The 22,630-nt window shown below is 68.3% G+C and carries 23 protein-coding genes and 1 pseudogene; 9 read left to right on the forward strand and 15 right to left on the reverse strand.

The annotated features are described in order from the left end of the window. The first annotated feature begins 4 nt into the window (after positions 1-4). The gene (locus DMH03_RS18805) at positions 5-256 is read left to right on the forward strand and encodes a WhiB family transcriptional regulator (RefSeq protein ID WP_125793324.1); all 252 of its coding nucleotides are present in this window, start codon (positions 5-7) and stop codon (positions 254-256) included. 96 nt (positions 257-352) lie between these two features. On the opposite strand, the gene DMH03_RS18810 is transcribed toward DMH03_RS18805, so the two are convergent. Continuing rightward, on the reverse strand, positions 353-1,915 hold the full coding sequence (locus tag DMH03_RS18810; protein ID WP_233611555.1) for an MDR family MFS transporter: 1,563 nt from the start codon (positions 1,913-1,915) through the stop codon (positions 353-355). Positions 1,916-1,953: 38 nt separating this feature from the next. Next, positions 1,954-2,580 carry a TetR/AcrR family transcriptional regulator gene (locus DMH03_RS18815; protein WP_125793325.1) on the reverse strand — a complete coding sequence of 209 codons (627 nt, stop codon included), beginning with the start codon at positions 2,578-2,580 and terminating at the stop codon, positions 1,954-1,956. A gap of 100 nt (positions 2,581-2,680) precedes the next feature. Here DMH03_RS18815 and DMH03_RS18820 point away from each other — a divergent pair, with 100 nt between their 5' ends. Continuing rightward, the gene (locus DMH03_RS18820) at positions 2,681-3,424 is read left to right on the forward strand and encodes an SDR family NAD(P)-dependent oxidoreductase (RefSeq protein WP_125793326.1); all 744 of its coding nucleotides are present in this window, start codon (positions 2,681-2,683) and stop codon (positions 3,422-3,424) included. A 175-nt stretch (positions 3,425-3,599) separates the two neighbouring features. Further along, entirely contained in the window at positions 3,600-4,796 is a 1,197-nt protein-coding gene (locus DMH03_RS18825) for an LCP family protein (RefSeq protein ID WP_125793327.1), read from the forward strand. 67 nt (positions 4,797-4,863) lie between these two features. On the opposite strand, the pseudogene DMH03_RS42580 reads toward DMH03_RS18825, so the two are convergent. Beyond that, a pseudogene (locus DMH03_RS42580) lies at positions 4,864-5,001 on the reverse strand (HNH endonuclease); the annotation flags it as partial. Between the two features lie 401 nt (positions 5,002-5,402). Further along, the gene (locus tag DMH03_RS18835) at positions 5,403-6,656 is read right to left on the reverse strand and encodes an HNH endonuclease signature motif containing protein (protein ID WP_125793328.1); all 1,254 of its coding nucleotides are present in this window, start codon (positions 6,654-6,656) and stop codon (positions 5,403-5,405) included. A gap of 294 nt (positions 6,657-6,950) precedes the next feature. On the opposite strand from DMH03_RS18835, the gene DMH03_RS18840 reads away from it, so the two are divergent. Next, a complete protein-coding gene (locus DMH03_RS18840; protein ID WP_233611556.1) occupies positions 6,951-8,264 on the forward strand; it encodes a neutral zinc metallopeptidase in 1,314 nt (437 codons plus the stop codon). Positions 8,265-8,333: 69 nt separating this feature from the next. Here DMH03_RS18840 and DMH03_RS18845 read toward each other — a convergent pair whose 3' ends face one another. The 10 genes from DMH03_RS18845 to DMH03_RS18885 all read right to left on the reverse strand — a co-directional run bounded on the left by DMH03_RS18845 (position 8,334) and on the right by DMH03_RS18885 (position 16,910). Next, positions 8,334-9,503 (reverse strand): acyl-CoA dehydrogenase family protein, encoded by a 1,170-nt coding sequence (locus tag DMH03_RS18845; RefSeq protein ID WP_125793329.1) that lies wholly within the window; start codon positions 9,501-9,503, stop codon positions 8,334-8,336. A 1-nt stretch (position 9,504) separates the two neighbouring features. After that, positions 9,505-10,443, reverse strand: a complete 939-nt coding sequence (locus tag DMH03_RS18850) for a 3-hydroxyacyl-CoA dehydrogenase NAD-binding domain-containing protein (protein WP_125793330.1) — start codon at positions 10,441-10,443, stop codon at positions 9,505-9,507. Further along, positions 10,440-11,186 (reverse strand): acetoacetate decarboxylase, encoded by a 747-nt coding sequence (locus DMH03_RS18855; RefSeq protein ID WP_101606260.1) that lies wholly within the window; start codon positions 11,184-11,186, stop codon positions 10,440-10,442. The genes DMH03_RS18850 and DMH03_RS18855 overlap by 4 nt, the downstream gene beginning before the upstream one ends. A 1-nt stretch (position 11,187) precedes the next feature. Next, complete coding sequence (locus tag DMH03_RS18860) at positions 11,188-11,955, reverse strand: crotonase/enoyl-CoA hydratase family protein (RefSeq protein WP_125793331.1); 768 nt, start codon at positions 11,953-11,955, stop codon at positions 11,188-11,190. Between the two features lie 9 nt (positions 11,956-11,964). Beyond that, on the reverse strand, positions 11,965-13,122 hold the full coding sequence (locus DMH03_RS18865) for a CaiB/BaiF CoA-transferase family protein (protein ID WP_125793332.1): 1,158 nt from the start codon (positions 13,120-13,122) through the stop codon (positions 11,965-11,967). A 291-nt stretch (positions 13,123-13,413) separates the two neighbouring features. Next, entirely contained in the window at positions 13,414-14,322 is a 909-nt protein-coding gene (locus DMH03_RS18870) for a LysR family transcriptional regulator (protein ID WP_125793333.1), read from the reverse strand. Positions 14,323-14,326: 4 nt separating this feature from the next. Then, positions 14,327-15,682, reverse strand: a complete 1,356-nt coding sequence (locus DMH03_RS18875) for a HAMP domain-containing sensor histidine kinase (RefSeq protein WP_125793334.1) — start codon at positions 15,680-15,682, stop codon at positions 14,327-14,329. Further along, complete coding sequence (locus DMH03_RS18880; protein ID WP_125793335.1) at positions 15,679-16,368, reverse strand: response regulator transcription factor; 690 nt, start codon at positions 16,366-16,368, stop codon at positions 15,679-15,681. The genes DMH03_RS18875 and DMH03_RS18880 overlap by 4 nt, the downstream gene beginning before the upstream one ends. 12 nt (positions 16,369-16,380) lie before the next feature. Next, positions 16,381-16,545, reverse strand: coding sequence for a hypothetical protein (locus tag DMH03_RS42345; RefSeq protein WP_199748924.1), 165 nt, complete (start codon positions 16,543-16,545; stop codon positions 16,381-16,383). Next, positions 16,542-16,910 carry a hypothetical protein gene (locus tag DMH03_RS18885; RefSeq protein WP_125793336.1) on the reverse strand — a complete coding sequence of 123 codons (369 nt, stop codon included), beginning with the start codon at positions 16,908-16,910 and terminating at the stop codon, positions 16,542-16,544. Before DMH03_RS18885 ends, DMH03_RS42345 begins: the two co-directional genes overlap by 4 nt. A 73-nt stretch (positions 16,911-16,983) precedes the next feature. On the opposite strand from DMH03_RS18885, the gene DMH03_RS18890 reads away from it, so the two are divergent. From DMH03_RS18890 to DMH03_RS18900, 3 genes are read left to right on the forward strand one after another with little or no spacing between them, the layout of a single operon-like run. Further along, a complete protein-coding gene (locus DMH03_RS18890) occupies positions 16,984-18,792 on the forward strand; it encodes a CocE/NonD family hydrolase (RefSeq protein ID WP_125793337.1) in 1,809 nt (602 codons plus the stop codon). A gap of 51 nt (positions 18,793-18,843) precedes the next feature. After that, positions 18,844-19,425, forward strand: a complete 582-nt coding sequence (locus tag DMH03_RS18895) for a TetR/AcrR family transcriptional regulator (protein WP_125793976.1) — start codon at positions 18,844-18,846, stop codon at positions 19,423-19,425. Between the two features lie 35 nt (positions 19,426-19,460). Further along, positions 19,461-19,823 (forward strand): helix-turn-helix domain-containing protein, encoded by a 363-nt coding sequence (locus DMH03_RS18900; RefSeq protein ID WP_125793338.1) that lies wholly within the window; start codon positions 19,461-19,463, stop codon positions 19,821-19,823. Here the strand turns inward: DMH03_RS18900 and DMH03_RS18905 are convergent. Then, positions 19,808-20,425, reverse strand: coding sequence for a TetR/AcrR family transcriptional regulator (locus DMH03_RS18905; protein WP_125793339.1), 618 nt, complete (start codon positions 20,423-20,425; stop codon positions 19,808-19,810). The two genes, DMH03_RS18900 and DMH03_RS18905, sit on opposite strands and share 16 nt — an antisense overlap. An 84-nt stretch (positions 20,426-20,509) precedes the next feature. Here DMH03_RS18905 and DMH03_RS18910 point away from each other — a divergent pair, with 84 nt between their 5' ends. Both DMH03_RS18910 and DMH03_RS18915 read left to right on the forward strand, forming a co-directional pair. Then, positions 20,510-21,022: a PH domain-containing protein gene (locus DMH03_RS18910; RefSeq protein ID WP_125793340.1), complete on the forward strand. Its 513-nt coding sequence runs from the start codon at positions 20,510-20,512 to the stop codon at positions 21,020-21,022. Then, positions 21,019-22,524 (forward strand): PH domain-containing protein, encoded by a 1,506-nt coding sequence (locus DMH03_RS18915; protein ID WP_125793341.1) that lies wholly within the window; start codon positions 21,019-21,021, stop codon positions 22,522-22,524. Before DMH03_RS18910 ends, DMH03_RS18915 begins: the two co-directional genes overlap by 4 nt. Positions 22,525-22,630: the final 106 nt, after the last annotated feature.

Consider the following 22,630-nt stretch of genomic DNA (forward strand, 5'->3'; position numbering starts at 1 on the left):
GAAAATGGAAACGAGAATGGCGGGCGACCTCGGTGAGGCCGCTTGCCGCGGTGAGGATCCCGAACTGTTCTTCCCGGTCACCGAAACCGGTCCCGGCGCACGGCAGGCGGCGAGGGCGAAGGCCGTTTGCGCACGATGCCCGGTCATTTCCGCCTGTCTGGCCTACGCCGTCGACAACGGGTTGACCGATGGCGTTTTCGGTGGGCTGACCGGCAGCGAACGGCGCCGTCTGATTCGCGTCGGCAGTGCCGCCTGAAACCACTTGATCGCGTTACCGAATTTCCACCGTAGTTCTTCGCGCGCGAAAAAAGAGGGGCCCGGTTCGGCGAACCGGGCCCCTCTGTCGTGGTGGTCAGGCGACGGTCTCCTCGGCCAGCCGCTCGTTACCCGACTGGGTCTTGAGCGGCTTGTGCTTGAGGAAGGCGACGGCGACGACGACCAGCAGCGCGATCGGTGCGCTGATCAGGAACAACTCGCTGGTCGCGTCCCCGTAGGCCTCGCGGACGACGTTCGCGACCGGCTCGGGCAACGTGGCGATGTTCGGCACCGCGCCACCCTCGCCGCCACCGGGCAGCGGTCCGAGCTTCTCGCTCATCAGCGCGACGACCCGGTTCGCGAGCACCGCGCCCAGCGCGCTCACCCCGATGGAGCCGCCGAGGCTGCGGAAGAACGACAGCGTGGAGGTCGCCGTGCCGAGGTCGTGCGCGTCGACGTCGTTCTGCGCCACCAGGACCAGGTTCTGCATCAGCATGCCGACGCCGACCCCGAGCACCACCATGAACGCGCTGAGCACGACGAGGTTCGTGTGGGCGTCGAGCGTCCCCAGCAGGGCAAGGCCCGCGGTCATCAGCACCGAGCCGAGCAGCAGGTGGCTCTTCCACTTGCCCGTCCGGCTGATCAGCTGGCCCGAGACCGTCGACGAGACGAGGAGGCCGAAGATCATCGGCAGGCTCAGGAGCCCGGCCACCGTCGGCGACTTGCCGAGCGACAGCTGGAAGTACTGCGAAAGGAACACCGTCCCGCCGAACATCGCGACACCGACGAGGAAACTCGCGAGGGTGGTCAGGGTGACCGTGTGGTTGCGGAACAGGCTCAGCGGCAAGATCGGCTCTGCCACCTTCGACTCGACGTAGACGGCGAGGGCGAGGATGACCACACCGGCGGTCACCAGGCCGGCCGTCCACCACGAGCCCCACGCGAACTGGTGCCCGGCCAGCGAGGACCACACCAGCAGCGTCGAGACACCGGCCATGATCAGGAACGCGCCGAGGTAGTCGACCTTCACGTCACGTTTGATCGTCGGCAGGTTCAAGGTGCGCTGCAGGAGCAGGATCGCGGCGATCGCGAACGGGACCCCGAGGAAGAAGCACCAGCGCCAGCCGAGCCACGACGTGTCCACCATGAGGCCGCCGATCAGCGGGCCCGCGATGGTACCGACGGCGAACACGGCACCGAAGATCCCCGAGTACTTCCCGAGTTCACGCGGCGAAACGATGGCCGCCATGATCACCTGCGCGAGCGCGGTGAGCCCGCCCGCGCCGATGCCCTGCGCGACCCGGCTGCCGATCAGGAGCTCGATGTTGCCCGCGAAACCGGCGACCAGCGAACCGACCACGAACAGCCCGAGTGACAGCTGGATCAGCAGTTTCTTGTTGTACAGGTCGGAAAGTTTGCCCCAGAGCGGAACCGTCGCGGTCATCGCGAGCAGCTCGGTGGTGACCACCCAGGTGTAGGAGGACTGCGAGCCGCCGAGTTCGGACACGATCCGCGGCAGCGCGTTCGCGACCACCGTCGAGGCGAGGATGGCGACGAACATGCCCATCATCAGCCCCGACATGGCTTCGAGGACCTGTTTGCGGCCCATCGCGCCCGGCGGCGCGTCCGGTTCTCGCGGTTCGGTCGTGGATACGGACATGGTGGTCCCCCTTCGTGTTCCTGTGCTGCCGGGCGCGGTCAGCGCGCGCGGCCGCCGGGCTCCGGGAGCCCGGCGAGAAGTGTTTCGACGGCTTCGTCCAGCAGATCGAGCGCGGACACCCGGCCGTCCTGCTGGTACCAGAGGATGAGCGCGGCGTTGATCGCGCCGCCGAGCGCGGACAGCAGCAACGTCGGGTAGAGATCGGCCTTGGAGTCCATGCCGACGCGGCGCGCGATCGCCTCGATCGTCTGCTCTGCGGTGTCGTGATTCATGGCCACCGCTCGCGAATGCAGCGTGGCGTTCTCGTGGATCGCCTTCATCCGGCCGAGCCACTCTTCGCGGTTCTCGTCGATGTGGGCGAATTCCTCCTTCAGCGCATCGACGAAAGCGCGTGGAGCGCTGACTTCCTTCGGTGTGGCGAGGAATCGTTCAATGGTGCGCTGTGACCGCTCGGCGGTGTCGGCGTGGGCGATGACGACAGCGTCCTCTTTGGACGCGAAGTAGTTGAAGAACGTACGCGGTGAGACCCCCGCCGCCGCGCTGATGTCCTCGACCGTCACCTGGTCCAGACCGCGTTCGGCGACGAGCCGGACGGCGGTGGTCGCCAGCGCGCGGTGGGTTTCCAGCCGCTTGCGCTCGCGGAGACCTTTGACGGGTTCGGGCATGGACACCACGATACGCCCAAAGATGCAGAGACTGCAAAATTGCAGTTTGTGAACCGTGCCACTGCCGGGCGGCGACGAGCCGCCTGGCAGACTGCGTCCCGTGAGCGGAACGGTGCTGGTACTGGGCGGACGCAGCGAAATCGGCCTCGCGGTCGCGGAGCGGCTCGCCAAGGGCGGGGCGCGCCGGATGGTGCTGGCCGCGCGACGGAGCGGGGACCTCGGCACGGAGTCCGAGCGGCTGCTGGCCGCGGGAGCGGAGACCGTCGACGTCGCCGAGTTCGACGCCGACGACCTCGCGGGCCACGGTCCGTTCCTCAAAAAGGTCGTCGCCGAGCACGGACCGCTCGATGTCGTCGTCACCGCCTTCGGGATCCTTGGCGACCAGGCGCTCGCCGAGGCCGACGCCGGCCACGCCGTCGCGATCGTGCACACCGACTATGTGGCTCACGTGAGTGTGCTGACACATGTGGCCAATGTGCTTCGTGAGCAAGGAAGCGGAAGCCTCGTGGTGTTCTCGTCCGTCGCCGGGGTGCGGGTCCGGCGGGCGAACTACGTCTACGGATCGGCGAAAGCGGGCCTCGACGGCTTCGCGAGCGGGCTGGCCGACGCCCTGCACGGCACCGGCGTGCACCTTCTCCTCGTGCGGCCCGGGTTCGTCATCGGCCGGATGACCGAGGGGATGGCGCCCGCGCCGTTCTCGAGCACCCCCGACCAGGTCGCCGACGCGACGGTCGCCGCGCTCCGGAAACGCCGGGATACGGTGTGGGTCCCGGGACTGCTGAGGCTGGTGTTCGCGGTGATGCGCATGGTGCCGCGCGCGATCTGGCGCCGGATGCCCCGCTAGGAAAGCGCTGCGCGGTCGGTCCGGCACTCCGTGTCGCGATCGATTGTCTGCTTGATCACTTCGGCTGGTCCGAACGGGCTTTAAGACCTGCCTATGACACGTTTCTCAGGTAATTCCCAGCTAACGCGGTGATCCTCGATCGCGGGGGATCATTCACGGAAGCGGGGAGAAGGTCGTGCTGCTCACGTCGCGAGGACGGCGGATCGGCGGCCGCGTCGCACTGGGCCTGGTGTCGACGGCCGTTCTGGGGATCACGGGTTTCGCGTGGACGCAGTTGAGCCGTTTGGACGACGCGATCGTCACGGCCGACGTGATCGCGCCCTCCGCGCAGGTGCCCGACGGCCCGGCGGGCGAGCCGCTGAAGGTGGCGCAGAACATCCTGCTCGTCGGAATCGACTCGCGGACCGACTCCAACGGGAATCCGTTGCCGCAGAACGTCCTTGACGCGTTGCACGCCGGCAGCGACGACGACGGCGGCGACACCACCGACACGATGATCGTGGTCCACATCCCGGCGGGCGGAGCGGGCGCGACAGCCATCTCCATCCCGCGTGATTCCTATGTGGACATCGCGGGCGGATTCGGCAAGCACAAGATCAACTCGGCGTACAGTCGCGGCAAGAACGCCGCGATGAACACCCTGCGCGCTCAGGGCTTGAGCGGTCCGCAGCTCGAGGTCAAGGCCAACGAAGCGGGCGCCAAACTCACGATCCAGACGATCGAGCAGTTCACCGGGCTTTCGATCAACCACTACGCGGCGGTCAACCTGGCCGGTTTCTCCGCGCTGAGCGAAGCCGTCGGCGGTGTCGAGGTCTGTCTCAACGCACCGGTGCAGGACAAGTTCTCCGGGGCATCGTTCCCGGCGGGCAAACAGTTGCTTTCCGGGCCGCAGGCGCTCGCATTCGTCCGGCAACGGCACGGGCTGCCCAGCGACCTGGACCGCATCGCGCGGCAACAGGCGTTCCTTTCGAGTATGGCCAAGACCGTCCTCGACGCCGGGACGTTCACCGATCCCTCCAGGCTCAGCGCACTGGTCGGCGCGATCCAGGGTTCGGTCGTACTCGACCGCGGCTGGGATGTGATCGGCTTCGCGCAACAGCTGCGGGGGATGAGCTCGGGGGCGCTGAAGTTCCAGACCATCCCCGTCCAGAGCCTTTCCCTGCCGACGCCGTCCGACGGCGACGCGGTCAAGGTCGACCCGGCCGAGGTGAAGGCGTTCGTGAAGTCCGCGCTGACGTCGACGAGTGCCGCCGCGGTGGGGGAGCCGACCGGGGGGATCGGGATCAAGCCGGTGGCGGCCACGTCTTCGGTCGCCGCTCCGCCTTCGTCGAAGTCTTCCGCGCCGCCCGAGATGGCCGGCTGCGTGAACTGAGCGGTCAGACGGAGCTGCGGGCATGGCGAGGGGCCCGTCGCCGGTGTGGCTGGCGGGCTCCTCGGGTTCAGCGGTGGTGGAGGGTGTTGCGGCGGGGTTTTCGGAGTGGATCTCGGTATTGGGGTGGGATGAACTCCGGTAACCCATCGGCGGCCATCCGGACTTGCCAATCACCGTGGTGGAAACCGCAGAGCAGCAGGAGGTCTTCATGTTCTCTTGCGGTGGGGACTGTGTGGATTTTGGTGCGTTGGATGACCAGAAATCCACACAGTCGTGCGTGATCGGTCCGGTCACGCGGGACGCTTCTGTGGGGGATTTCTGTTGGCTCGGGATCGTCGTTCCGTGAAGGCCTCCTTGAGGGACTCTGGGTCCCTCAAGGGGGCCTTCACGGAACGGGAAATCTCGGTGGCACCGGCGGGTCGGAACTTGAGCGCGTGAAGGGGTCCTTTCCTCGGCTGAGCCGAGGGAAGGGGTCCTTCACGCGTTCCCGGGTACGTGAAGGACCCCTTCCTATACCTAGGCGCAAGGAAGGGGTCCTTCATGTACTTCAAGTCCGCTGGGCATGCCGAGGGGCCCGTCGCCGGTGCGGCTGGCGGGCTCCTCGGGTCACACGTGGTGCAGGGTGTTGCGCCGGGGTTTTCGGAGCGGATCTCGGTATTGAGGCGGGATGAACTCCGGTAACCCATCGGCGGCCATCCGGACTTCCCAATCACCGTGGTGGATCAGCCGATGGTGGAAACCGCAGAGCAGCACGAGATTCCGGAGGTCGGTGGGGCCTCCGTCTGCCCAGTGGTGAATGTGGTGTGCGTGGCAGTTCTTGGGCCGCCGGTGGCAGCCGGGGAAGGCGCAGCCGCCGTCGCGGATGTTGAGGGCGCGTCTCTGGCCGGGGGTGACGAACCGCCTCAACCGTCCCACATCGAGGGGTTCCCCGGCGGCGCTCATCACGACCGGGAGCATCAGACAGTCGCAGGCCGCCAGGCGGGCCTCGCGAGCGGTCATCGTGCCGACGAAGTCCAAGCAGGCGGTGCCGAGACCGGATTTGAGTTCGTCGAGTCCGATGGTGACATGCAGCAGGGTGCGGTAGCCGCTGGTGCCCGGCTGGTCGGGGCACGCGATCGCCAAGTCCAGGATGTCGACCCAGGCATCACCCATGCGTTCGCATTTCATCCGCAGATCGGCCTGGCCGAACTCGTCCACCGGCCGCGGCGCCGCGTGCGCCTCCAAAGCCGCCGCGGTGCGGGCACCCGTCTCGTCATCGAGAAGACCGGTGAGCTTCCAGAACCCGTCCTTGCGGCGTTCCAGGGTGATCTCGCGGCGCGGTTCCTTGGGTTCAGGATCCTTCGGTTCATTGCCGTCGGGGTCGAGCCACGCGAGCAGGTTCGCTTCGGCGTCGGCGAGTTGGCGGGGTCCGGCGTCGCGGGCGAGGTCGGCGAGGATCTTCTCCGCACTCGCCCGATCCTCAACAGAGGTATCGGCGGGGAGCTTCTTCAAGATCTCCAGGATCTGGTCGATCCGCTCATCCCCGACAAGCCCCTCGGCGGCGACAGCGGCGGTGGCGGGCGCGACAGGCGGAACCTCCGTGCCGTCCAAGGTCCGCGTGGGGTTCAGGGCGATGGCCCGGTTCACCACCGCACCCGCCTCACTAACCGACAATCCCGCTATATCAGCGAACCAGTTCGCCGTGCGGCCATAGCCGTACAAGTCTTTGACACCACGAGACTCGATCTCCGCCAAGAACTGCCCCAGTCCGGCGGTGGCCATCCTGATCACCTGCAAAGACTGCTGCACGCCCTGGGCAAGCTCCAGCTTGCCAGCGCGCCACAACTCCTGCGGCAACTCGGGAAGAAAGGTCTCGGACACCCCACAAGAATACCGCAAAACAATCGAACAAGCGTTCGTAATTTTAAGCGACAATCAGCGAGTCCATTTACCACTCCCGGGTGATTTGGGCGCAGGTCGAGGAAGCAATTAGTCACCTACTTGCGAACGCCAGCCCGAGCCCGCCCAAGATTCTTTTGAACCGCACCGAACCGCCGTCCGTGTAGAGGACGTCGGAAACCACGGGAGACGGGGGATCGTGTGATGAAGTGTCGGTCTGCCTGGATGATTCTGCTGAGCCTCTGCCTCACCGCTTGCACCGGGACCGTGGGCGGAGTGGCGCAACCGGTGGATCCCACCCTGGTCGCCGGCCTCGAGATCACCGACGGCCCCAGCGGTCTCAAGCCCGGCGTGCTCGACGCCGGTCTCCCTGTCGACGGTGGTGACGGCGGGGAGATCGACAGGCTCGCGGCCAACGCGGTCGCCGACGTCCAGCGGTACTGGCGGGAGCATCTGCCCGCGGTGTTCAAGCGCGACTTCCGGCCGCTGGCGAGCCTCGTCTCCTACGATTCGGCCGGTCGCGGCCGGAAGATCTGCGGCACCTCGACGGCCGGGTTGGTGAACGCCTTCTACTGTGCCGGGCAGGACGTCGTCGCCTGGGATCGCGGCGAACTGCTGCCGATGCTCAACGACTCCATCGGGCAGGCGGCGGTGATGGCTGTGCTCGCCCACGAGATCGGCCACGCCGTCCAGTTCCGGCTGGGGCTGCCCGCCGCGACGCCGTCGATCGTCAAGGAGCAGCAGGCCGATTGTTACACCGGGTCGTATCTCCGTTGGGTCGCCGAGGGTAAGTCGCCGATGTTCCAGGTCTCCACCGGCCGCGGGCTGAACGAGGTGCTCACGGCGCTGTTTCAGATCCGCGATTCCGCCGGCGTGGCTTTCGACGACGACAGCGCGCACGGCAACGCGTTCGATCGGGTGTCCGCGTTTCAGTTCGGGTTCACCGACGGGCCCGCCCGATGCGCCGAGATCGACGAGCGGGAAGTCGAAGGCCGTAGTACCCAAGGCGCGGCCGACGAGCGGGCCGCGGCGGAGAACGTCCGCCTCGACGACCGTCAGGCCTTGGCCGACCTCACCACCAGTTTGCGGCAGGCTTTCCGCCTCGCGGCCGCCCCGCCGACGCTCACCACCGGAGCGGCTTGCGGCGTGACGGCCGAGGACGCGCTCGCGTCGTACTGCTCGGAGTCCAACCAGATCAACCTCGACCTCGACGGCCTCGTCCGGATCGGCACCCCGCCGCGCAGGGGACGGCAGGGCGGCATCGGTGACTTCGCCGCGTTCGCGGAGGTCGCGTCGCGTTACACGCTCGCGGTCCAGCAGGAGGGCGGCTTCCGGCTCGACGGTCCGGTGGCCGCGCAGCGGACGGCCTGTCTCACCGGTTTCTGGGCGTCGACCATCGTGGACGGCGGGGCGCTCACGTTGTCACCGGGCGACCTCGACGAGGCGATCGCCGAGATGCTGACGCGGAACAGCCTGATCGCGGCGGACGTCCGGGGCCGGACACTTCCGGCGGGCTTCGCCAGGGTCGCCGCCTTCCGCGATGGCTTCTCCTCCGGAAGCCAAAGCACCTGCGGTGACAAGTACCGCTAGCAAGTCCGTGAAGGCCTCCTTGAGGGACCCTGGGTCCCTCAAGGAGGCCTTCACGGACAGGCGGTCAGGTCACACGAAAGCGCTCTGGCCGGTGATGGCCTTTCCGACGATCAGCGTGTTCATCTCCCGGGTGCCTTCGAACGAGTAGATCGCCTCGGCGTCGGTGAAGAACCGCATGATGTCGTTGTCCAGCACGATCCCGTTGCCGCCGAAGATCTCCCGGCCCCAGGCGACGACCTCACGCATCCGCGAGGTCACGAACGCCTTCGCCAGCGACGAGTGCTCGTCCTTGAAGATCCCGGCGTCCTGCAACCGGGCGAGCTGCACCAGCATGCCCCACGAAGCGGTGATGTTGCCGAGGCTCTTGACGAGCAGGTCCTGCACCAGCTGGAACCGCGCGATCGGACGGCCGAACTGCCGGCGCTCCTTGGCGTAGTCCAGCGCGAGTTCGTAGGCGCCGATCATCACGCCCAGCGCCTGCCAAGCCACACCGCCTCGGGTCGCGCGCAGGATCTCGGCGACGTCGCGGAACGAATCGATGCCCTGCAGCCGATCGGCCTCCGGGACCCGGACGTCGGTCAGGGTGATCTCCGCGTTCTCCACGATCCGGAACGCGAACTTGTTCTCGATCTTGACCGGGACGAACCCGGGCGAATCCTTCTCGACGACGAAACCCTTGACGTGGTTGTCTTCCTCGTCGCGGGCCCACACGATGACCAGGTCGGCGAAGGTCGCGTTGCCGATCCACTTCTTGGCACCGTTGAGGATCCAGGTGTCGCCCTCACGGCGCGCCGTCGTCCGCATGCCGCCCGCGACGTCGGATCCGCCGAGCGGCTCGGTCATCGCGAAGGCGCCGATCTTGTCCATCGCCGCCATCGACGGGAGCCAGCGGTCGCGCTGTTCCTGGTCGCCGCCCGAGTAGATGCTGTACATCGCGAGTCCGTTGTGGACGCCGAAGAAGGTCGCCACCGACGGGTCCGTGCGGGTCATCTCCATCGCCATCATGCCGCTGAGCAGGTGGCTGGTGGCCGGGAGGTGCTCGCCGTAGCCCTCGTAGGGCAGCCCGGCGACACCGAGTTCGCGGAACTTGCCGACGAGCTCGTGCGGGAACTCGCCCTTGGCCCAGTACTCGTTCACCAGCGGCTTGACCTCGGCGCGCATGAAGTCACGCGTCTTGAGCAGCAGCTTGCGCTCCTCCTCCGGCAGCAGATCCTCGTAGTCGTAGAAGTCGGCGGTCATCTCAGTTCTCCTCCTTGCGGGTACTGACGGCACTGTCCAAAGCGGACAGCACCGCGAGCTGCTTGCGGTCGCGCGCCTCGGCGAGTTCCGAGTACGTGGAGGAGCCGTAAGCGGATTCCACGGCTTCGATGAGCCGTTCCTGTTCTTCGGGGTTCTGCGAGGGCTGACCGAGGCCCGCCCACATCTTCTTCATCGACTTGCCGATGTGCTCGGCCATGTGCCGGTAGCCGCCGGGGCCGCCGCCCAGATGCGAGCCGAGGAACGGCCCGACGGTGGACCAGCGGATGCCGAGCGAGTTCGTCATCACCGCGTCCAATTCGGACGGTGACACGACACCCTGTTCCACCAGGTAGATCGCCTCGCGGCTCAGCGCGTTCTGCAGCCGGTTGCCGACGAAACCGGGGATCTCCTTGCGTTCCACCACCGGGGTGCGGCCGACGAACCGGTAGAACTCGACGGCACGATCCACCGACTCGGCGCTGGTGCGCTCACCGGGTACGACCTCGACCAGCGGGATCAGGTGCGGCGGGTTGAACGGGTGTCCGATCAGGACTCGCGACGCGTCGCCCAGCTCCGCAGCGAAAGCCGTCGAGGGGATCGCGGAAGACGAGCTGAGAAGCAGCGCGTGAGACGGTGCCTCACGGACCAGGGTCGCGAACAGTTCCTTTTTGAACTCGACGTTCTCGGGTCCGTTCTCCTGCACGACATCCGCGTTCCGGACGGCTTCGGAGACGTCAGCGGCGAGGTGGACGCGAGGGGCGAGGTCCGCGGCGTCCCGGCCGAGATGCGGCGCGAACGTCTCCAGTGCGTCGGCGACGGCGTCGGCGAGATCCGGCCGCGGGTCCGAGACCAGGACCTCCATGTCGTGCGCGGCGAACAACGCCGTCCACGACAGGCCGATGGTGCCCGCGCCGATCACCGCGGCGTTCCGGAAAGTCATGACCGTGCTCCCTTCAAGTAGTCGAAGACCGGCTTGACCGGGGCGAGTGTCAGGTCGGTGAGGATGTGGCTCGCCGAAACGACCTCCAGCACCGGGAGATCGGCGAGCGGGGCCAGCACGTGCTGGAACAGTTGCAACCGCGCCGGCCCGGTCCACGCCTCCTTGACCACCACGTCGGTGATCTCGGTGCGGACCAGTTCGAAGACCCGGGGCGAACCGTCGTAGTCCGGGATGGTCTTGAGCATGAACGTCGGCACGGTGATCTGTGCTTCGGCCTCGCGGACGTCCAGCCGGTGGTGCTTGTAGCCCATGGTCGCGGTCGCGACGCGCTGGCTGCCGTAGTCGAGCGTTCCGACGAGCGCGCCGTTCTCGGCGAACAGCTTCGGCGATCCGATGGTCTTCGGGTAGGCGCTGATCTCCCGGCCGGACGCGGTGGCCGGGAAGTTGTCGAGGTACATCGCGTGCAGGTACTCGCCACGCTCACCCTCGAAGCTCACCGGGATCGCCTGTCCGGACTCGGTGTAGGGCCCGTAACCGCTGACGTCGCCCATCTTCATCACCTCGAACCGCACCAGCGGCTCGTCGATCTCCAGCGGCTCCGGCACGACGGCGCGCAGGGCGTCGGCGTCGGTGCGGTAGACGATGTTCAGGTACTCGCGATTCGTGAACCGGGGCACCACCGGCGCGTACGCCGGGTTCGTGAGCGGCGTGGTCACATGCCGGAGGACTTCTTGCTGCTTCATCTCACTTACCTGTCCACTGTGGAGCGCGGCGTTCGGCGAAGGCCTGCATGCCCTCGCGGACGTCGGCCGACTTCATCAGCGCCGGAAGCTCCGCACGCTGGGTGGCAAACGCTTGCGCGTCGGGGACTCCGTCGGCGGCGCGGACGATCTTCTTGACCAGGGCCAGCGCCAGGGGAGCGTTGGCGGCGACCTGTTCGGCCAGTTGCAGGGCGACCGCGGCGGCCTCGCCGCTCGGGACGACCCGGTTCACCAGACCGAGGCTTCCGGCGCGCTCGGCGCCGATCGGCTCGCCGGTGAGCAGGAACTCCATCGCCAGGTGGTGCGGGATCCGCTTCGGCAGCCGGATCACGCCACCTCCGGCGGCGATCAGCCCGCGTTTCACCTCGGGCAGCCCGAACTTGGCGTCTTCGGCGGCGACGATCAGGTCGCAGCCCAGCGCCAGTTCGAATCCGCCGCCCATCGCCCAGCCTTCGACCGCCGCGATCAGCGGCTTCGACAGTTCGGCCTCGGTCAGCCCGCCGAACCCGCGGCCGGGGATCTCGGGCGACTCGCCTTTCAGTGCCGCCTTGAGGTCCATGCCGGCGCTGAACGAGCCGTCCGCGCCGGTCAGGACTCCGGCGCGCAGGCCGGGATCGGTTTCCAGGAGGTCGAGTGCTTCGGCCAGACCGGTGGCGACGGCGGCGTTCACCGCGTTGCGGGCTTGCGGCCGGTCGATCGTGATCAGCAGCGTGGCGCCGACCCGCTCGGTCCTTACTTCGTTGGTGCTCATGGTTCTTCCTCAGCGAGTGGTGGCGAGTTCACGCAGGACGTCTTCGGTGTCCTGACCCGGCAGGGGAGCCAGGCGCCGCACGGAACCCGGCGTCGCGGAGAACTTCACCGGGATGCCGATGGTGCGGATCGCGCCCTCGCTCGGGTGCTCGACGACGTCGAGCAGGTGACCGTCGCGGACGTAGTCGTCGTCGTGCGCGGTGTCCAGTTCCAGGACCGGGGCCATCGGGATGCTGTGCTTCGCGCAGACCTCGGTCCACTCTTCGGTGGTCAGCGCCGGGGCGCAGTCCGCGATCATCCCGGCCAGCGCTTCGTGGTCGGCGCCGTCGATGGCGTCGCCGTTGACCCGGGGATCCTCGGCCAGTTCCGGCCGCCCGGCGGCGTGGAAGAAGTCGCGGAAGTTCTGCGGGTTGTAGGGGATCACGCAGGCCATCCCGTCCTTGGTGTGCACGGCCTGGTGACCGGGGTTCAGCGACGGGCCGAAGCCGGTCGGGCTTTCCGCGGGCTCGAAAACGTGCCCGGCCAGGTGCTCGACCAGGTTGAACGCGATCAGCGTGTCGGTCATCGGGATCTCGACGCGCTGGCCCTCGCCGGTCCGGTCGCGGTGCACCAGCGCGGCGAGCACGGTGTACGCGATGGTCAAGGAGGACACCTTGTCGCCGATGATCGTCGGCAGGTACACCGGCCTCCCCAGGGCGCGGTTCGCGACGTCGACCAGACCGGACGACGCCTGCACGGTCTCGTCGTAGGCGGCGTGGCCCGCGCGGTCGGAGTCGCTGCGGAAACCCTGCGCGTGGGCGTAGACCAGGCCGGGGTTGCGCGCGGCGACGTCGGCGTAGTTCATGCCGAGCCTGCTCAGCGCGCCGGGACGCATGTTGGTGATCAGTACGTCGGCGGTGTCGATCAGCTTGAGCACCTGCTCGCGCTGCTCCTCGTCCTTGAGGTTGAGGGCGACGCTGCGCTTGTTGCGGTTCACGTTCAGGTTGAGCGGCGTCATTCCCGGTGTCGTGCGGAACTTGCCGACCCGGACGGTGTCGGCCGGAGACTCGATCTTGATCACGTCGGCGCCGAGGTCGCCGAGGATCTGCGCGGCGTACGGGCCCATGACCACCGTCGAGAGGTCGATCACGCGAACACCGTCCAGCGGTCCGGTAGCGGTTTGTGTCATTTTGCTTCCCTTCGCCGTTGTTCGCTCTACAACCGAAGTTAGGCGCGAATAGCAGGAAAGGGAATGATCAAGAAACGAAGAATGGTATGACCACGGTGGTCATACCATTCTTGAGTCGAATTTGAAGTACATGAAGGACCCCTTCCTGTACCTAGGCGCAAGGAAGGGGTCCTTCAGGCGTTTTGTGGCGGGGTCGTGAGTGGCAATGGTCGTTCTAACGGCACTTGCCACTCACGACCCCCATCGAGAACCGCACATCTAGTCATCAATCAGACATTGCCGGGGATGGCGTCAGGTCGAAAGCGGTTCGGCGAAGATCTCGCGGGCCGCCTCGACCAGTCCGGCGAGGTCGCCCTCCGCGGCGCGGTCGCGGCGCCACACCAGCGCGGTCTCCAGCTGGGGGCGGAAATCCGAGAACGGGAGGATGGTGGCGCCGTCGACGAGGAACAGATGCATCGGGCTGGCCGGGTCGAGCATCGTGATCGAGAACGAGGAACCGTTCGCCACCAATTCGGAAATGCCCGAATATTCGGTTCCGCCGACTTTGAGCCTTTTCTTGATGCCCGCCTTCGACAACGTGTGGTCCATATCGTCCGAATAGGCCGGAATGCTTTCCGAGGCCGACGGAATGTAGGACAGATCACTCAATTCGGCGATGGTGACGGTCTCCCGCCCGGCGAACCGGTCGGCCGGGACGACGGCGCCGAGCCGCTCCACCTGCACCGGGACGATCTCCAGCGCGGGATCGGCGACCGGCATCCGGACCAGCGACAACGCCAGTTTGCCCTCGTGCACCGCGGCGACCAGATCGGGTGTCGTGCCCGGCCAGCGTTTGAGTTCGAAGCGGTCGTGGCTGCGCTCTTCGAGCTGTTTGACGCGTTCGCGCAAGGCCGGGTGCACACCGGCGGGCATGCCGATGAACACGGTGCTCCGCCGCGGTTTCACCGCTTCCTGCAGCCGCCAGGGGATCGCGTTGACCTGTTCGAGGACGTCCCGCGCGATGGGCAGCAGCGCGGAGCCCGCCGCGGTGAGGGTGACGTGATGCGTGCTGCGGTCGAACAGCCGGTGGCCGAGTTCGTGTTCGAGATCCTTGATGCGCTGGCTCAGCGGGGAGGCGGCCATATGCAGTCTGCGGGCCGCCTGGGAGAAGTTCAGTTCCTCGGCGACGGCCACGAAGTACCGCAGGTGCAACATCTCCACTCGTTCACCCTAGCCGCAGCGCCACGGTGAACGCGGCTCCGCCTTCCGGCGCCGGACCCGCCGTCAGCGTTCCGCCCATCCGGGTGACCAGGCCGTACGCCAGTGCGAGCCCGATCCCCGAACCGACCGGGCGGCTGTCGCGGTACCGCCGGTTCAGCACGCCGCGGTCGAACGCGACCGGATAGTCCTCCGGCGCCAGCCCTGGGCCGCCGTCGCGCACCGCCAGCCAGGCCTGTCCCTCGGCGGTCACCAGGGAGAACACGATCGGCGCGCCCGCCGGGGTCACGCGCAGCGCGTTCTCGGCCAGCCCGTCGACGACCTGCCGAAGCCGTCGCGGATCGGCGATGACCGGGACCTCACCGGCGGGCCGTTCGACCAGCAGCGTGACGTCCTGCCGTTCGCACCGCAGCCGCCAGACGTCGGCGCATTCGCCGACCAGCGCGGCGAGATCGAGCCGGGCCGGGTCGAGGCGGAACTCGTCGGCGCCGAGCCTTGCCAGCTCCAGCAGGTCGCTGACCAGGCGTTCCAGTCGCACGGCCTCGCGATGGATGGTCTGCCCGGCGCGGCGCGCGTCCTCGCCTTCGGCCACGCCGTCGCCGATCGCCTCGGCGAATCCGGTGACCGCGGTCAGCGGCGTCCGCAGTTCGTGCGAAACCGAAAGCAGGAACTCGCGTTGCCGCGCCTCGCTGTACTGCAGTGCGTCGGCCAGTTCGTTGACCGACTTCGCCACGTCCGCGACCTCGGACGGGCCTTCGACCGGAACGCGCAGGTCACGGCGTCCGGACCGCATCCCGTTCGCCACCGACGCGGCCCGGCGCAGCGGCCGCGACAGCATCCGGCTCAGCACCAGCCCCGCCACCGCGGCGACCGCCAGCCCGGCGCCGAGCGCGAGCACGATGTTGCGCACCAGCAGCCGTCCGCGTGCCTCGCCGATCTTCGTCGATTGGACGAGCGCGAACGCGGCGCCCTTCGCGCCCACGGTGCGGACTTCGACGAGGTACTGCCGTCCTTCGACGAGCACCGTGTCCGAGCCGGCGCGCGTCAGTCCCGCTTTCGAAGCGGCGATCGCCGCGACCGTCCCGGCACCGTCGAGTGTCCCGTTCGGACGGCGGACGACCACGTCGATCCCTTGCCCGCGAACGACTTCCGCGACCTTGCCGACGGCGAGCCGATTGCCGATCCCGGTCTCGTCGAGCTGGCTCGCGACCACATCGGCCTGCGCCGAGAGCGACTGCCGGAGCACCTCGACCCCGGCGGTGCGGACGAGCCGCGCCGCGACCAGGCCGGCGACCACCACCGCGACCGCGGCGATCGCGAGGCACACCACGGTGATCCGCAGCGCGAGCGACGTCCGTTTCATCCGGCGTCCGCCGCGTAACCGATGCCGCGGACCGTCCTGATCGGACTGTGAACGCCCAGTTTCCCGCGCAGCTGGGCGATGTGGACGTCGACGGTCCGCGTGCCAGCCGACGCCGCGTAACCCCAGACCGAGCTGAGCAGTTGCTCGCGGCTGAACACCTGACCGGGCCGCCGCACCAGATGGGTGAGCAGCTCGAATTCGGTCGACGTCAGCGCGATCTCGGTGTCGGCCGCCCAGACGCGGCGCTGGGTGACGTCGACGCGGACGCCACCGGCCGTGTAGGTCTCGGCGGGCGACGGTGCTCCGGCGGCGCGGCGCAGGACGGTCCGGACCCTGGCCGAGAGCTCACGCGGGCTGAACGGCTTCGTCAGGTAGTCGTCCGCGCCGATCTCCAGGCCCAGCAAGCGATCCAGTTCGTCGTCGCGGGCCGTCACGAACAGCACCGGCGTCCAGTCGCCGCCGGTGCGCAGGTTCCGGCAGATTTCGATACCGTCCATTCCGGACAGCCCGATGTCGAGGACGATCGCGACCGGGCGGAGCCGCCGGATCGTGGCGAGCGCGGCGCCGCCGTCCGCTTCCACGTGCACGCCGAACCCGTCCCGCCGCAGATACAGCGAGGCGAGTTCGGCGATCGCGGGGTCGTCCTCGACGACCAGTACCAGCCCGCGTCCCGGTTGCGTCGTCACCGGCCGATCCTGTCACGGGGCAGGGTCGCCTGCCATGTCCCGCTCGATCGCGTCGAGGGTCCGCTGGACGTCGCTCAGCTCACCCGGCGCCGGGCTCGAAGCAGGCTTTTCCTCGGTGCAGGCGGCCGCGCCGAACAGCGCGAACGCGGTGAGGGACGCGGCAAGGAGCCGCTTCACTTGCCCGCCTTGCAGTGCGCGCCCGTGAACGCGTCCAGCTTCTGCTTCGCTGCGGCGAGTTCGGGAAGCCGTCCGCCGCGGGTGTCGGCCCGCTTCTGGAGCCTGTCGGCGGTGTCGTTGTGACCCTTCTTGCGCTGGTTTTCGGCCCTGGCCTTGAGATTCGCCACGGAACCGCGGATCTCGGGGCCGCCGTTGATGCGTTCGGTGAGCTTCGCGGTGCGCTGGGTGAGCTTGGGCAGCCATTCGGCGCACAGCTGCTGCGACTCTTCGGGGCTCAGAGTGATCGGGGCCTGCGCCGAGGCGGCGGGGGCGAGGGCGACGAGGCCGGCCGCGGTCAGGCAGACGGCGATGGTGTGTTTCAGCATGCGAAGAGCGTCGCGCGGCCGGATACGAGAATTGTGGGGACGATGTTCGGGTTTTGTAAGCGATACTCGGTCGATGGGGCTCAAGAGTGTGACCGCCACCGTCGTGGCGATGCTGCTGCTCACCGCCGCACCCGCGATCGCGACGCCCGCGTTCGTCCTGCGTGACGGCGTCAGTGAGCCGGTGTTCTCCTACGAGAAGGCCATCCGGGAGACCGCCTGGGTGGAGACCGGCCAAGACCTCGACCGCGACGGCCAGGTCGACCGCGTCGCCGCCGACATCATCCGTCCGGCCGAACCGGCCGCGCGCGGGCACCGCGTTCCGGTGATCATGGACGTCAGCCCGTACTTCGAAAAGATCGGCCGCGGCAACGAGCGCCAGCCGAAGACGTACCTGCCCGACGGCACGCCGTCGCAGTTCCCGCTCTTTTACGACAACTACTTCGTCCCGCGCGGGTACGCGGTCGTGCTGGTCGACGTCGGGGGCACCAATCGCTCCTCCGGATGCTTCGACGACGTCGCGTCCGGCAACGGCGTCGTGAACTGGCTCAACGGGCGCGCGAACGCGTTCCGCACGCCGTTCGGGCCCGAGCTGGCCAGCGCGGGCTGGGCGAACGGGTCGGTCGGCGCGATCGGGAAGTCGCAGGACGGGGCGACGGCGATCGGGATGGCGGCGTCCGGGATCGAGGGCTTGAAGACCATCGTGCCGATCGCCGGGGTCAGTTCCTACTACGAGGTTCACAATTCCCACGGCGCCTACTTCGGCTGGGCGGGCGGCCCCGGCCTGTACAACGAACGCGCCGAGAAGCTGTGCCGCCCGTTCGAGGAGGACAACGCGCGGCGCGCGGGAACCGACGGGAACTTCAACGAATACTGGCGCGGCCTCGACTACGTGGCGAAGACCGGCAAGGTACGCGCGAGCGTTTTCGCGTCGATGGGTTTCCACGACCTCAACGTCAACCCGATCCAGTTCGGGCCCTGGTGGGAGGCGCTGAACTCTCACGGCGTGCCGCGCAAGGCGTGGCTGCACCAGGCGGCGCACGTCGACCCGTTCGACCTCGACCGGTCGCTGTTCGTGAAGACGCTGCACCGCTGGTTCGACCGGTGGCTGCTCGGCGTCCGCAACGGCGTCGAGACCGAACCCGCCATCCGGATCGAGCACACGCCGGACCGCTGGACCGACGAACGCCGCTGGCCGCTCGCCACGAAGTCGCGCGAGTTGTGGCCTTCGGCGTCGGGCGGGCTGACGAGCCGCCCGGGAAGCGGTACGGCTTCGGTGACCGACGACCCGGCGCGCGGGGCGTCGAAGTGGGTCGAGAACCCGTCGCAAGCCAGCCCGGACCGTTTGGTCTTCACCGGTGAGCCGGTACGGACGGACACGCGGATCGCCGGGACCGCCACCGTGACGGTGACCGCCCGTTCCGACAAACCGAGCGCACGGCTCGGCGCGGTGCTGGTCGACTACGGTCCTGCGACCGTGCGGAACACGAAGTTCCCCGCGCTGGGCATCAAGAACTCGGAGACCCGCTCCTGCTGGGGCGCGGGTACCGCAGCGGACACCGGGTGCTTTCTCGACACCGTCGCGGATCTGACCACTGTGGATAAACGGATCGTGGCCACCGGCTGGGCCGACCTCGGCCATCACCGGTCACTGTGGCGGGGCGAACCGCTCGTACCGGGCAAGGCGTACACGATGACGTTCCGGCTGAGCAGCCTCGACCACGTCGTCCCGGCGGGGCATCGGCTCGCGCTCGTACTGGGCGGGACCGACGGGGACATGTTCGACCCGGCGCTGCCCGCGACCGGTGCCGAGGTGACCTTCGAGCTGGGCGGGACTTCGCTGTCGGTGCCGGTCGTCGCCCGCGCCTCGCGCGGCGCACCATAAAGTAGGCGCATGGCCGCACCACGACGCACGCAGGAGGAACGCAGCGCCGCGATGCGCGTCAGGCTGCTCGACGCCACGATCGACTGCCTCGTCGAGTACGGCTACGCGGGCACCACGACCACCCGCGTCGCCGATCGCGCCGGGGTGACCCGCGGTGCGCAGGTGCATCACTTCCCGACCAAGACCGACCTCGTCACCTCCGCGATCCGGCATCTCGCGGCCAGGCGCACCGAGGTCGCGATGGCGGAGATCGACCGGCTCAAGGCGTCGTCCGACCCGGTCGGCGACGCGTTGCAGCTGATGTGGGAGATGCATCAGGGGCCGGTGTTCTCGGCGACCGTGGAGCTGTGGGTGGCGTCGCGGACCGACGCGGAACTGCGCGCCCAGATGGCCGTGGTCGAGCCGATCGCGACCAGCAGCCTGGTCGAGTTCGGCAAGGCGCTGCTGCCGGACCACGCGGCGCATCCGGAGTTCCTGCACGCGGTGTACACGGCGATGGACGTCGTCCGCGGCATCCTCATCGCCAGCTGGGCGACCCGCGACCAGACCGAACTGGAAGCGCGGTGGGAGCGCGGCCGCCGTCATCTGATCCTGCTGTTCGAGGCGCTGATGCAGCCCGCTCCCTCTCACTAGGCGTGTTACTCTCCCGGGGAGAGTGAGGAGGTCACGTGCTCGGAAACCCGTACGACCCCGACTGCCCCACCCGCGCGCTGCTCGACCGCATCGGCGATCAGTGGACCGTGCTGATCGTCGGCGTGCTCGGTGACGGCCCGCTCCGGTACACCGAGATCGGCAAACGCGTACGCGGCATCTCGCAGAAGGTCCTCACCCAGACGCTGCGCAGCCTCGTCCGCGACGGCATCCTGACGCGCACCGCGTACCCGGAGATCCCTCCGCACGTCGAGTACGAGCTGACCGAGCTCGGGCGCAACCTCGCCGAACCGCTCGACATGCTCGACAAGTGGGCTCGCGTCCACATGGGCGAAGTGCTCGACGCGCGCAAGAGCTACGACGGTCAGCTCACCGCCTGACCGAACAGCCGGTCGAGGTAGTAGTCCACAGTGGACAGCGCCTCATCCGGGGTGCGGTGCTTCATCACGATGTTGGTGCCCTGCGAGTCGGCGAGCGCCCAGAGGATCGCGGACTCCTGCATCGGGTCGGCGGACTTGCCGACATCGCCCGCGTCCTGTCCCTGCCGGATCAGGAGGGCGAGCAGGTCGAACAACTGGGGGACGCCGTCGGTGAACGCGGCCGCGAAGGCGGGATCCGAGATCGCCCGGATGAAGAATGCGACGCCCATCAGCCAGTCACCGCGCCTGCGCTCGTCGAGCGGCAGGATCTCGGTCAAGATCGCGCGGATGATGGCCTTCGGTGTCGACGGCAGTTCGCCGGCTTCCAGCTGGGCTTTGATACGCGCTTCGTACACGTGTGAGCGGCGTTCGACGGCGAACAGCAGCATCTCGTCCTTGGTCTTGAAGTAGTGCTGTACCAAGCCCATCGACATGCCCGCTTCGGCGGCGACGTGCCGGAGGCTGACTCCCTCGAGGCCTCGTGTGGCCGTCAGCCGCGTCAGCGCCTCGGCGATCTCCGCCCGCCGCGCGGCGTGATCCACCTGCTTCGGCACCTTCACCATCCGTTCCGCTGTTTGCAATGCGATCGCATTGCCACTACGGTCGCATGCTATTACGATGCGATCGCATTGTAAACGATCTCGGGGGTGAACTCGGTGGAAGCCGAACGGGGGAAGGTGCGGTTGAGGCCGCCGCGGAACGCGCTGGATCAGCGGGTCGTGGGCTGGTGGCGGCTGCAGGGAACGCTTTTCTGGGGTACGCCGGTGCTGGTACTGGTGGTGCTCGGGCTGCTCATCACGCCCGCGCGGTTCTGGCTGCTGACACCGGCGGCGGTGTTCGCGGTGCTGGGGCTGGTGTGGGTGATCGCGATGCCGCTGTGGTGGTTCAAGGTGCATCGCTGGGAAGTCACGGAGACGGCGGTGTACGCGCGCTCCGGGTTCTTCTGGCAGGAATGGCGGGTCGCGCCGATGTCGCGGATCCAGACCGTGGACACCCTGCGCGGGCCGTTGCAGCAGGTGTTCAAGCTCGCGACCGTCACGGTCACCACGGCCTCGGCGCGGGGCGCGGTCAAGATCCGCGGGCTCGACCACGAACTGGCCGCGAGCCTGGCGGAGCAGCTCACCGAAACGACGCAGGCGACGCCGGGGGACGCGACATGACCTCGGGCGAGTTCGAAGGCTGGAGCACCCTCGACAAACGCACGCTCGCCGTCACCGCGCTGATGATGACCGGCGTGGCCGTCGGTGCCGCGATCCCGACCACGCTCGCGATCGTGGGCGGCGGCGCGAGGCTCTGGGTCGCCCTCGCCTGGGTCGTCGCCGGCGGGGTGATCATCATCGGCGGCGGCGTACTGGCGGAGCTGTTCTACTGGAAAGGGGTGCGGTACCGGCTCACGCCGGACCGGCTGGAGACGGCGTTCACCCTGGTCTTCCGCTCGCGGAAATCCCTGCAGCGCGAACGGATCCGCAACGTCGACCTGACGGCCAACCCGCTGCACCGCCTGTTCGGCGTCGCGGTGGTGACCATCGGCACCGGCTCGAACGAATCGGGCGGCCAGGGCCGGATCAAACTCAACCCCGTCTCGCGCGCCGAGGCCGAGCGACTGCGCGCGGACCTGCTGCGCCGTGCGGAAACCACGGAGACCGACGAGGACGCGCCGCTAGCCGAACTGGACCGGGGCTGGATCCGCTACGCGCCGATGTCGTTCCTGACCCCGACCCTGGGGCTCGCCGCGGGCGGTGGCCTCATGCAGATCTCCGAATGGGCTGGCCTGCAGAAAGGTCTGATCGACTGGGTGATCGGCCTGTTCCGCGGGATCCCGCTGGTGGCGGCGATCCTGATCCTGCTGGCGATCGCGATGGTCGTCGGCGTGGTCGGCGCGCTGGGCCTGTGGATCGAGATGTGGTGGAACTACCGGCTCGACCGCGAAGCCGGCGGCACCCTGCGGGTGCGCCGCGGGCTGTTCACCACCCGCTCGATCTCGATCGAGGAACGCCGGATGCGCGGCATCGACCTCGTCGAGCCGCTCGGGAACCGGATCTCCGGCGCGGCGCGCGTCGACGCGATCGCCACGGGCATGCGGCAGAGCGACGACAAGGACAAGACCGACTACCACACGCTCCTGCCGGCCGCGCCCGTCGCGATCGCCAACCGGGTCGCCGCGACGGTGCTGCGTGAACCCGTCTCGCCGACCGAAGCCGTCCGGCTCACCGGACATCCGCGCGCCGCGCGGGGACGGCTGCTGCGCTGGTGGATCGGTTCGGTGGTGGCCCTGCTGGCGATCTTCGCGATCCTCGGCCTCCTGCTGACCGACGTCCTGCTGGTGATCGGCGGCGCGCTCGGTGTCGTGCTGCTGCCGGTTTCGGTGCTGCTGGCGCTGGACGCCTACCGCAACCTCGGACACGGGATCACCGGGCGCTACCTCGTCGGACGGCACGGGACGGTGCGGCGGAGCACGTTCGCGCTGGAACGCGAAGGCGTGATCGGGTGGACGGTGAAACAGTCGATCTTCCAGCGGCGCAAGGGTTTGCTGACCGTCGTGGCGACCACGGCCGCCGGAGGCGGGGCGTACGCGGTGTACGACGCCGGGGAGGACCAGGGGCTGCTGTTCGCCGAGGAGTCAGTGCCGGACCTGCTGACGCCTTTCCTGGAACGGGCCTGACGGGGCTGTGCCAGGTCCGTGAGGGCCTCCTTCCCTACCCTCAAAGTAGGGAAGGAGGCCCTCACGGACTTCCCGCGCGGCAGGCCGGACACGTCGGCCGTCGCCG

It is taken from the genome of Amycolatopsis sp. WAC 01376, assembly GCF_003947415.1.
In the GTDB taxonomy this organism is placed as follows: domain Bacteria; phylum Actinomycetota; class Actinomycetes; order Mycobacteriales; family Pseudonocardiaceae; genus Amycolatopsis.

What these genes read in the sequence shown, in the direction of transcription:
- DMH03_RS18815 (WP_125793325.1), bottom strand. Translation starts at nt 2,580, where the DNA reads ATGCCCGAACCCGTCAAAGGTCTCCGCGAGCGCAAGCGGCTGGAAACC.
- DMH03_RS18890 (WP_125793337.1), top strand. Translation starts at nt 16,984, where the DNA reads ATGGGGCTCAAGAGTGTGACCGCCACCGTCGTGGCGATGCTGCTGCTC.
- DMH03_RS18915 (WP_125793341.1), top strand. Translation starts at nt 21,019, where the DNA reads ATGACCTCGGGCGAGTTCGAAGGCTGGAGCACCCTCGACAAACGCACG.
- DMH03_RS18895 (WP_125793976.1), top strand. Translation starts at nt 18,844, where the DNA reads ATGCGCGTCAGGCTGCTCGACGCCACGATCGACTGCCTCGTCGAGTAC.
- DMH03_RS18905 (WP_125793339.1), bottom strand. Translation starts at nt 20,425, where the DNA reads ATGGTGAAGGTGCCGAAGCAGGTGGATCACGCCGCGCGGCGGGCGGAG.
- DMH03_RS18875 (WP_125793334.1), bottom strand. Translation starts at nt 15,682, where the DNA reads ATGAAACGGACGTCGCTCGCGCTGCGGATCACCGTGGTGTGCCTCGCG.
- DMH03_RS18805 (WP_125793324.1), top strand. Translation starts at nt 5, where the DNA reads ATGGAAACGAGAATGGCGGGCGACCTCGGTGAGGCCGCTTGCCGCGGT.
- DMH03_RS18810 (WP_233611555.1), bottom strand. Translation starts at nt 1,915, where the DNA reads ATGTCCGTATCCACGACCGAACCGCGAGAACCGGACGCGCCGCCGGGC.
- DMH03_RS18865 (WP_125793332.1), bottom strand. Translation starts at nt 13,122, where the DNA reads ATGACACAAACCGCTACCGGACCGCTGGACGGTGTTCGCGTGATCGAC.
- DMH03_RS18885 (WP_125793336.1), bottom strand. Translation starts at nt 16,910, where the DNA reads ATGCTGAAACACACCATCGCCGTCTGCCTGACCGCGGCCGGCCTCGTC.
- DMH03_RS18855 (WP_101606260.1), bottom strand. Translation starts at nt 11,186, where the DNA reads ATGAAGCAGCAAGAAGTCCTCCGGCATGTGACCACGCCGCTCACGAAC.
- DMH03_RS18850 (WP_125793330.1), bottom strand. Translation starts at nt 10,443, where the DNA reads ATGACTTTCCGGAACGCCGCGGTGATCGGCGCGGGCACCATCGGCCTG.
- DMH03_RS18860 (WP_125793331.1), bottom strand. Translation starts at nt 11,955, where the DNA reads ATGAGCACCAACGAAGTAAGGACCGAGCGGGTCGGCGCCACGCTGCTG.
- DMH03_RS18845 (WP_125793329.1), bottom strand. Translation starts at nt 9,503, where the DNA reads ATGACCGCCGACTTCTACGACTACGAGGATCTGCTGCCGGAGGAGGAG.